General features: G+C 49.5%; 10 protein-coding genes. 5 read left to right on the plus strand and 5 right to left on the minus strand.

Annotated features, from left to right (window positions below; genetic code table 11):
- Positions 1-440 (minus strand): translation initiation factor IF-3 (infC, locus tag L692_RS0105565; RefSeq protein WP_025697940.1); only part of this gene is annotated, 440 nt, incomplete at its 3' end.
- A gap of 107 nt (positions 441-547) precedes the next feature.
- Here infC and L692_RS0105570 point away from each other — a divergent pair.
- The 3 genes from L692_RS0105570 (at position 548) to L692_RS0105580 (ending at position 3753) form a co-directional block, all read left to right on the plus strand.
- The gene (locus L692_RS0105570; protein WP_025697941.1) at positions 548-1786 is read left to right on the plus strand and encodes an ATP-binding protein; all 1239 of its coding nucleotides are present in this window, start codon (positions 548-550) and stop codon (positions 1784-1786) included.
- 93 nt (positions 1787-1879) lie between these two features.
- Positions 1880-2578, plus strand: a complete 699-nt coding sequence (locus L692_RS0105575) for an HAD family hydrolase (protein WP_051503438.1) — start codon at positions 1880-1882, stop codon at positions 2576-2578.
- On the plus strand, positions 2575-3753 hold the full coding sequence (locus tag L692_RS0105580) for a mannitol-1-phosphate 5-dehydrogenase (protein WP_025697943.1): 1179 nt from the start codon (positions 2575-2577) through the stop codon (positions 3751-3753). The genes L692_RS0105575 and L692_RS0105580 overlap by 4 nt, the downstream gene beginning before the upstream one ends.
- A gap of 52 nt (positions 3754-3805) precedes the next feature.
- Here L692_RS0105580 and L692_RS0105585 read toward each other — a convergent pair whose 3' ends face one another.
- Positions 3806-4636, minus strand: coding sequence for a class I SAM-dependent methyltransferase (locus L692_RS0105585; RefSeq protein ID WP_025697945.1), 831 nt, complete (start codon positions 4634-4636; stop codon positions 3806-3808).
- 1 nt (position 4637) lies between these two features.
- Complete coding sequence (locus L692_RS0105590) at positions 4638-5486, minus strand: polysaccharide deacetylase family protein (protein WP_025697947.1); 849 nt, start codon at positions 5484-5486, stop codon at positions 4638-4640.
- Positions 5487-5634: 148 nt separating this feature from the next.
- Here L692_RS0105590 and L692_RS27835 point away from each other — a divergent pair, with 148 nt between their 5' ends.
- Both L692_RS27835 and L692_RS0105600 read left to right on the plus strand, forming a co-directional pair.
- Entirely contained in the window at positions 5635-5925 is a 291-nt protein-coding gene (locus L692_RS27835; protein ID WP_156940315.1) for a response regulator transcription factor, read from the plus strand.
- A gap of 166 nt (positions 5926-6091) precedes the next feature.
- Positions 6092-6997, plus strand: coding sequence for an aldo/keto reductase (locus L692_RS0105600; protein WP_025697949.1), 906 nt, complete (start codon positions 6092-6094; stop codon positions 6995-6997).
- Positions 6998-7071: 74 nt separating this feature from the next.
- On the opposite strand, the gene L692_RS0105605 is transcribed toward L692_RS0105600, so the two are convergent.
- Together L692_RS0105605 and L692_RS27840 are read right to left on the minus strand one after the other, a co-directional pair.
- The gene (locus L692_RS0105605) at positions 7072-8520 is read right to left on the minus strand and encodes an alpha-L-fucosidase (protein WP_025697951.1); all 1449 of its coding nucleotides are present in this window, start codon (positions 8518-8520) and stop codon (positions 7072-7074) included.
- A 1-nt stretch (position 8521) separates the two neighbouring features.
- On the minus strand, positions 8522-9331 hold the full coding sequence (locus tag L692_RS27840; protein ID WP_084463091.1) for a MerR family transcriptional regulator: 810 nt from the start codon (positions 9329-9331) through the stop codon (positions 8522-8524).
- Positions 9332-9429: the final 98 nt, after the last annotated feature.

A 9429-nucleotide genomic window follows, 5' to 3' on the forward strand; every position in this document is an offset into this window, starting at 1 on the left:
TCGCCCCCCAGCCGCTCCAGCACGGCCTTAGCGGTTGCCCCTTCTTTGGGGCCGGATGCCTTCACGACCAGCTGTACCGGCTTGCCGGAGCGCAGATGCTTGTCCGCCTGACTGAGCTTCGTGTCGTAGTCATGCTCCTCAATCTGAGCGGTGAAGCGAAGCTCCTTGACCTTCTCCTTGCCTCCGCCGCCTCCGGCTCCCCGTCCCGCGCCCGCCTTGCTTGGCGCCGCGCTCTTCCGGGCCGCTGCCTTACCTGTGCCCTTCGCAACGAGGCTGCAGGGCGGGGGACTGCTCATGAGCGAAGTGCAGACCAGGTCTGCCCGCTCGGACTTAGCCACGGCCAGAGCCTCTTCTCGGGAGACGATGCCCAAATTCTCGCCCTTAAGCCCGGTCAGCACCACCTCGGCTGCCTTGATTTGTTCATTAATAAATACTGGCACGTACAAAGCCTCCCAAGAATCATGATAAGATTATCATATACGGAACCGGCCGCAGGTTCAATTTTCATTCTTTGGACGAGAAAGAGAGGCCGAAAGGAAGTCATGCCTTGTTAGAAACGTTACTGTTGAATTTCCTGTTTTTACTCTTCCCGGTGGTATTTGTACTGATTTTTTTCGAAAACAGGACCCATTCCTATAATCGAAAGATGCTCATCTTGCTGTCGGCCGTTACGATGATTCTTTGTATTGCCAACCCGATTCGGCTGGAAATGGGCTTTATTTTTGATTTAAGATATATCCCGTTTATTATCGTGGCTCTCTACGGAGGGTACAAGAGTGTTCTCCCGCTCTATGTCGTGTTAAATATTTACCGGTTCTATATAGGCGGCGCCGGAACGCTTCCTTCGTTTCTTTATTCAACGGCTGTGCTTGCGCTGGTGCCGTTATTCAGCAACAAATTTTTGAAGCTGGACCCGAAAGGGCGAATCGTCAGCGCAACCGTTATTTCTTTGCTCACGATGGGCTGCTACCTTATTATTCTAAGCCGGTTGGTGGGGGCACTCGATTCGCAGTTCTGGATTCTTGCCTTTTATGCCGTAACGACCCATGTTGGGGTGATGGGCATCATTATGCTCTTAATAGAGAAGATCATCGCCAATATCAAGAATCGCGACCGGATTTTGCAATCGGAAAGATTAAATGTCGTCAGCGAGCTGGCGGCCAGTGTTTCCCATGAAATCAGAAACCCGCTTACGGTTACCAGTGGTTTTTTGCAGCTTCTGAATAAATCAAATACGATAACACCGGTTGAAAAGGGCTATATTGAATTATCTTTGCAAGAATTAAACCGAGCCGAAAAAATAGTCAGCGACTATCTTTCCTTTGCCAAGCCGCAATCCGAGAATATGGTGTATTCCAACATGAAAGCGGAGTCAGAATATACCAAAAATCTCATTTTACCCTATGCCACCATTCATCAAGTAGAGGTCGAATATAGTTTCAATAACTCGTTGAATAAAAGCTATGACCGGAACCAAATCCAGCAATGTCTGATTAATCTGTATAAAAACGGTATCGAGGCGATGAAAGACAAGGGCGGCGGCACGCTAAGCATTGATATATCGGAAAGAAAGCACAATATTATTATCCGTATCCAGGACACCGGAATCGGAATGACCAAGGAAGAAATATCACGTCTTGGCAAGCCCTATTATTCGACCAAAGAAGAAGGAACGGGTCTTGGGATGCTCATGGCCTACAGTGCGATCAATAAAGTCAAAGGGATGATTGAAGTCCAGAGTGAAAAAGGCAAAGGCACAACCTTTGTGATCACCATCCCTACTTGAGCGCCGCTGCCATGCGTTTGAATCGAAAATGCCCAGGATGGGAAGCCTCTGGATAAGGATACCCGTTAGACACATTTGAAAAGGGGGAGAATGATGGAGAAGGACAACACAATCAAAGCGGTCATTTTTGATTTTGACGGCACGATTATCGATACGGAAACCGCTTGGTACAACGCTTTTCGGGACGCCTACCAAAAGCATGGGGTCGAATTAACGCTGGAGCAATATTCAAAGTGCATCGGAACGAGCCTGAATGCGTTCAATCCTTATGAATATTTGGTTACGGAGCTAAATCTGGACATTGATCTTGAATCCTTTCGAGAAAATGTGCAGGCCCATCATTCCGCACTGATGGAGAAGGAGAACATCCGTCCGGGCATTTTGGATTATTTGAAGCTGGCAAAGGCCGCCGGGCTCAAGATCGGTCTCGCCACCAGCTCGGACCGGGCATGGATCGATAAATATCTGGACCAATTGGGCATTAGGGATTATTTCGACTGTATCCGGACCAAGGATGATGTGAAGGCCGTAAAGCCTGATCCGGAGCTGTATCTTCAGACGCTCGAATGTCTGGGCGTTCAGGCGGACGAAGCGGTTGCGATCGAGGATTCACCGAACGGCTCCAAGGCTGCCCTGTCGGCGGGCTTGCATACATTGGTCAGTCCGAACGCGATTACCCGAAATCTCGAATTTCCGGAAACCCATCACAGGGTGGAATGCTTCAGCAAGCTCGATTTGCGAGAGGTGCTCGCGAGCCCCAAGGGAAAATTGATAAATGGAGCCATGTCATGAAAGCCGTACATTTCGGACCGGGTAACATTGGACGCGGTTTTATCGGCCTTCTCTTATCCAAATCGGGATATGAGGTCTGTTTCGTGGCCCGCAATGAGAAACAAATTGCCCAATTGAGGCGAAGAAAGCAATATCCCGTTGAGTTGGCCAATAACAAATCGGATACGTCAATCATCCGGAACGTGACGGCTATTCACATTAATGACCGCAAAGATGTCAACGAGGCCATTGCGGCTGCGGATTTAATCACGACAGCGGTTGGCGTATCGGCATTGAAGCATATCGCGCCCTCCATCGCCAAGGGCATAGTCAACCGATTCCGCACGAATGACCGGCCCTTGAATATCATGGCCTGCGAGAATGCGATCGGCGCCAGCACGCAGCTGAAAAAATGGGTCTACAAGGAACTCCCCGCCAAATGGCTTGTCAAAGCGGACCGGCTTCTCGCCTTTCCCAACACCGCCGTTGACCGCATTGTGCCCGCTCAGAACCATGAAGACCCGCTGAAAGTAGAAGTTGAGCCTTTTTATGAATGGGTCATTCACCGTCCTGCTCTGAAAGAGGGCCACCAGGAAATCAAAGGCGCTCTTTATGTAGACTCGCTGGAGCCGTATATCGAACGCAAGCTCTTTACGGTCAATACAGGGCACTGCTGTGCCGCTTACTTCGGCTATCTGGCCGGACTTTGGACGATTCAGGAAGCGATGGCCGATCCCCGGTTGAAGCACAAAGTCAGAAAAGTGATGGAGGAAACGGGCAGCGTACTGGTCAGAAGGCATGGATTCGATGAGAGCAAGCACCGGAAATACATAGACAAGACGATCGAGCGGTTTGCCAATCCCCATTTGTTGGATCAAATCGTTCGCGTGGGCCGCTCTCCAATCCGCAAGCTGTCAAGAAACGATCGTCTGGTTCGCCCGGCGTTGCTCGCTCATGACTATGGGATCGAGACTCCCTATCTGGTGTCGGCCATCGGCGCCGCGTTATGCTTTAATGCCGAGAAGGATTCGGAAGCCGCGAAATTACAGCAAGAATTGCGGGAACAAGGCATTTCCCAAGTGATCGAACAGTATTTGGAGATTGAGGAGAAGCACCCGCTCCACCGGCTCATCGTCACAGCATATAATGAAATCAAAGCGGCAGGACAGGCCGAAGCCGGAGCCGAAAAAAGCTAAAAGAACGAGTGGTTCGGGGAAAGAAATGAGGCGCCTGAGTAATGGGGGGCGCTTACCCGTCTGCCTCAGCCGACACCCCAAAGTAGATCGGCAGCCGTCCTGCAAACAGCCACTGGCTGCTTTCTTTATATTGAATCGAAGTAAAGCCCGCTTTCTCAAGCTTGGGTTTCAAGGAGCGGAAGGTGAGAAATTTTAACGCGCTTGCCCCGCGAGAGCCTTTGGAGCGCTGTGTCATCTTAGCGAATTGCTTTCTGGCGAAGAAATAGTCGGGAAGATAGCCTGGGCCATGTACGACCAGAAAGACCTTCCCTCCTGGCTGGAGCAGCCGATATATCTCGGCAATCGCCGCAGGCACATCCAAGTATTGAAGCGAAGTCCTGCAAACGATGAAATCCAGCGTTCGGCTCTCCAGCTTCACATGATGGGCGTCGTCAGCCTGTACCACAACATTTGCACCATGCTCATAGCGGAGGGACAGCGTCCTCCGAAGAAGGGATAGATAGAACGGGTTATGATCGACCGCATAGACCAGACGCTCACTATCGCTTGTTAACAACGCATGCACCGTTGAGCCCGGGCCGCAGCACAGGTCCAGAACCCGTCTCCTTCCTTCCGCCCCCTCTAGCAGCAGATGGTCAAACTCATCGGGGGCAATGCTTTGTCTGTAATACTCATAGCAGGCGTATCCAAACTCCCGGTCTGCAACCCGGTTGGCGGAGCCGCTTAATATCCCCTCTTGCTGCAAGGTTCGAACAGCCGCAGGCTGCGGCTCGGCAATCGGGTATCGTTTATCTAAGCCGGCGTCCTTGCAGAAATAATAGGCGGCAGAGGACAGCAGCTGTTCATTGAGGAGTATGCGCGAATAGTTGTCCATTTTGTCCATATTACGCTTCCCACTTCTTGTTCATTTGCTGCTTCAGTAAAGGATAGCACTCCACAATCGATTTGCATTCGAACTGGCCGATCAGCCTTTCAAGCTTGTTGCGGGCAGACTTCAAGCCATAATAGCGCCGCAGCCTGTTCAGCAGAGAATAGTCGGTTCGTCTCGGTTGCTTGGGGTCGAGGTCATAAGGGTGGATATAGAAGATATATGGATTTCTGGAGGAAATCGATTTGCGTATTCCATATTGAAACAGGGGATACGGGCAGAAGCGAAAGTAACCGCCGCCGCCCCACGGTATTTGAACAGAGCCAATGGAAAGGGCGGGCAGGGATAATTCCCAGAAGTGATCTGCAATTTCGAAGAAGGGCTGCTCCACTCTCTCGTAGAGCCTGGAATAGAGGTCATGACAGGTTCTCGGAACGATGCTGGAATCATAGATAAATCCCTCATTCTTCAGAATGTCGAGGCCCCGCCAGGTCATGGAAAAGCAGGGTGCGCGGTAGCCAATGACCTCCGCTCCAATGATATCCTCCAACGCTTGCTTGGACTTTCTGACGTCATGTCTGAACTTCTCTTCGGGCAAAGTATACACAAGCTCGTGGGCGTAACCATGTGAGGCAATTTCATGTCCCATCGCATGAATTTCTTGAATCAGATGAGGCTTCTTGCAAGCAATCCAGCCTAATATAAAAAAGGTCGCCTTCGCATTATGCTTCGACAACAGATCCAGTATGGCATATACATTGGCCTCAATGACCAATTCATACTTGCCCCAGCTGTCTATTTGGATCTGCCTCCCGTCTGTGAACCAATCCTCCAGATCGACAGTAAATATGATCGGCTGCCCCAATATACGGCCCCCTTCCTCGGATACCTGCGATACAAGGTACAAGAGTTTCCAGTTATAGTATAATTGCTTTCAGGTACGGAGTTCAATCATTTGGCTGCATTCTTGGTATTACATTTACGAAGCAGAAAGGGATTTTGGGTGGGTGTGCATGATGACGATTCTGATTATTGAAGATCAGGAGGACGTCAGCCTAATGCTGGCGGAAGCCTTGACCTGTGCGGGTTATAGGGTGAAATCCTCCTTTACGGGCGTTGATGGAATACAGGAAATCAAGAACCACTCCTATGATTTGATCTTGCTCGATATTATGCTTCCCTATAAAAGCGGGGATGAAATCCTTAGAGAGATGCGGGAGTTCTCCGATACCCCTGTCATTGTCATTTCCGCCAAGGATAGGGTTGGCACGAAGATCGACCCTGTTGAAGCTGGGCGCGGATGACTAGAAGAGGGGTTCCTCGAAATCAAAGTTCAACTTCCGCTGATGGTTCCACCCTCCTGAAAATTTAAAAACAAACACCCGAAAACATTGCAAGAAATCGCTACGGCAAGGATGTAAAATGAGAGCGGATTTAGTATGCACATTCTGAGGTACAAGGTGGGTGACAATGTTGAACATTCAATTAAACGGGGAGCTGTCCATTTCCAAGCTGGTCATCGGATGCATGAGAATGAATGATTGGAAGCTCAGCACAGAGCAAGTGGTCGAGTTCATCGAATGGTGTATTGAGCGGGGAATTACAACCTTTGACCATGCCGATATTTACGGGGGCGATCATCGCAACGAGTCGCAGTTTGGGGAAGCTCTGAAGCTGAAGCCGTCCTTGCGGGAGAACATACAAATCGTCACGAAATGCGATATCTGCGTCCCGAATGCCAAGCATCCCGAGATTAAGACCCGGTTCTTCAACACGGATCAAGCCTATGTCTTGGCACAGGTGAATGAATCCCTGGAGAAGCTGCAATGCGGTTACATTGATATCCTGCTAATTCATATGTTTGACCTGCTTGTCGATCCCCGCGAGCTTGGTGAAACGCTCCAGCAGCTTAAGAGTGAGGGAAAAGTCAAATATTTCGGCTTATCCAACCACAGTCCGCTTGAATTTGACACCTTGCAGAAGTATACGGACATGAGGTTTGTCACTCACCAATTTATGCTGCATCCGCTGGGCATCCAGAACTATCATAACGGCACCATGACCCATTGCCTGAAAGAAGGCATTTCCCCGATGATCTGGTCGCCTCTGGCGGGAGGACGGATTTTCAAACCCACCAATGCGGTTGAGGAAAATATGAAAAGCGTGCTGGAAACCATCCGGCAGGAGCTGGGGCTTACGCATATCGATGAAGTCGTATACCAATGGATCTTCAAGCACTCGTCCAATCCCGCGATCGTGCTGGGCACCGGCAACAAGGAGCGGATTGAACGGGCCATACAATCGGCGGAGAACGTGCGATTAACCCGGGAGCAATGGTATAAAGTTCTGATTGAAGCAGGTTATACGCTGTGGTAGGAACGAGGCCTGGGAAAGAATAAATCTAACCGTTATAGCAGCAATCCCTTCCGTATCAGTCGGGGTGATTGCTGCTATTGTATAAGAACAACAGGTACAAACAGATCATTAAGTTGCCGTGTAAAGGTGAGAACCATGTCATCACCGTCTCGTTCTAACTTTACCCGGCTGCCATCAGCAAGGAGGCATGCCTTGCCATCTATGAATACTTCCTTTACTTTTATTTTTGATCCGCTGATCTTACCCACGATCATCAAGTAAAGATTATTGTCCTTTTCAGTAAATCGGATAGCCTCTCCTGTCTCGGTGACTGCTTCCGACCGTATCCAAGGCCGTGTGCCATAGACCGCATCGCTATTCTGCTTCAGCCAATATCCGAATTTTGACAATCGACTTAGTTGTTCAACGGGTATTTGCGCATCTTCACCACGAGGACCGACATTCAGCAGCAAATTACCATTTTTGGACACCGCATCTAAAAAATCTAATAATAATGTCTCAAAGGAAGCGTAGTCTTCATCGCGTTCATTGCGGTTATAGCCGAATGAATTTCCGATTCCGCGCGTCATCTCCCATTTTTTTGCTTGGATATCCGAGTATTTCGTATACTCCGGTGTAGCGAAATCGCTATGGGGAATGGGAGGTTGTGCAAGGGCGGAGTGAATATCGGGATTTTTCTTTAACATTTGCTTGATCATGATGTCAAGTACTGCCCGTACAGGTTTCAGGCCCATAAACTTGCTGCTCGAACTTGCATGCTTCCATCGGTCATTTACCACACCATCGGGAACAACGTCATAATAGTAGGCAAACAGACGGAATAGCATATCCTGAGTGGTCGGCCAGCAGATATCGTTCCATAAAATGTCCGGATGATACCGCCCTATCAGCTCACGGACTTGGGCATCGGCGTATGCCGGATAATCACCGCCAGGTGTTGAAAACGAATAATCCATAAATGTCCTTGAAATTCTTCGCCGAAACGTCCAGTCAATTCCACCCGAATAGTATATGCCAAAGCGCATGCCTTCCTTTCGGACAGCTTCAGCCAATTCACCTATAATGTCACGCTTGCTAAACCAGTCCTGCTCATGCGGATTCTTAACCTCAGTAGGCCATAGGCAGTAACCGTCATGGTGTTTAGAGACGATCACTACGTATTTTGCGCCGGCGTCGCTGAAAGTTTTGGCCCAAGTGGAAGGGTCCCATTTTTTCAGTCCATCTATAAACATCTCTTTAAAGCCTTGGTAGGGCATGCTGCCATACTTCTCTTTATGGTATTGAGCCGAGGGGGTGTTAGGGTCCTTGATCGCATTCCAATAGCCTTCAGCATAGGGGTAGACCAGCATTGCCTGGTCATAATCAGTCTTCAATGTCTCCGCTAAACTGCCCAAGGGTGCAAAACCAGGAATAGAATATAGTCCCCAATGTATAAACACTCCGAACTTAGCATCTTCAAACCATTCTGGAACCGGGTGAGTATTCAGGGACTCCTTGGTTGGTTGATAGGTTTTATTATTCATTTTATTCGGGGCCTCCTCTGTATTCATAGATGTCCGAGGATCTGGACGCTAAATAGTGCTTCACCGCCAGGTCGATAAAGGCTTGTGACGCATCCATGAGATCGCGGTCTCCTTCAGGCCATGCTGCCCGGTCTCCTTGAACCTGTGCAAAAGCATGGATTTGATCGGCATCGCCTCCGGTCACCTCCAGAACCATTTTCCAGCAGTCTGCGGCCAGGTCTTGCGCAGCCGGATCATCCGGTGACGCCCCGGACTTGGCAAGAGTCACGGCCTTCAAGGCTAGCACTCTCCATGTATGATATAAATCGAAAGCGTCTTGTTCTTTTGCAAATCGTTTGCCGAGAATTTCCTTCTGCGCGTCATTAAACTTATATTGGCCCCAATCGATCAGACTGCTGTCCTTTAAGGTTCGGATAAATCCGGTCAACAGCTGCCACGACGGGTAGTTTCCCGCAGCGATGGCCGTCCGGCATGCCTCGATTGCAGCAATGCTTGCATGCGCGTCTTCTATTTTTTTATAGAGAACTAGCTCATGCTCATTCAGTATTTGCTTGATTTGAGATAAGGTGGGGCGCTTAACCACCTTCTCACGTATTTCTTTTAAGGAAAGTCCTAAAGATTTGTAAAAGATGATCTGTTCTAAACAGAGCATGTCTTCCTCGGTATAATAACGCCGTCCGCCATCGGTACGGCCGGGTGTCGGCAAAAGCCCGATGTTGTCGTAGTGCTGAAGGGTTCGTACAGTTACGCCGGTTGCCGCAGCCAGTTCGCCGACCAAATAGGTTTTGTTTGTACCTTCTATGCGTCCCACCTCCTATTCCCCAGTGTATCGCATTACGTAACGTAACGAGCAAGAGCAAAAGAAAGACCACTGCAAAGAGCGGTGCGGCAGCGGCGGGAGGCGGGGGA

Source organism: Paenibacillus forsythiae T98, from assembly GCF_000520735.1.
GTDB lineage: Bacteria > Bacillota > Bacilli > Paenibacillales > Paenibacillaceae > Paenibacillus_AQ > Paenibacillus_AQ forsythiae.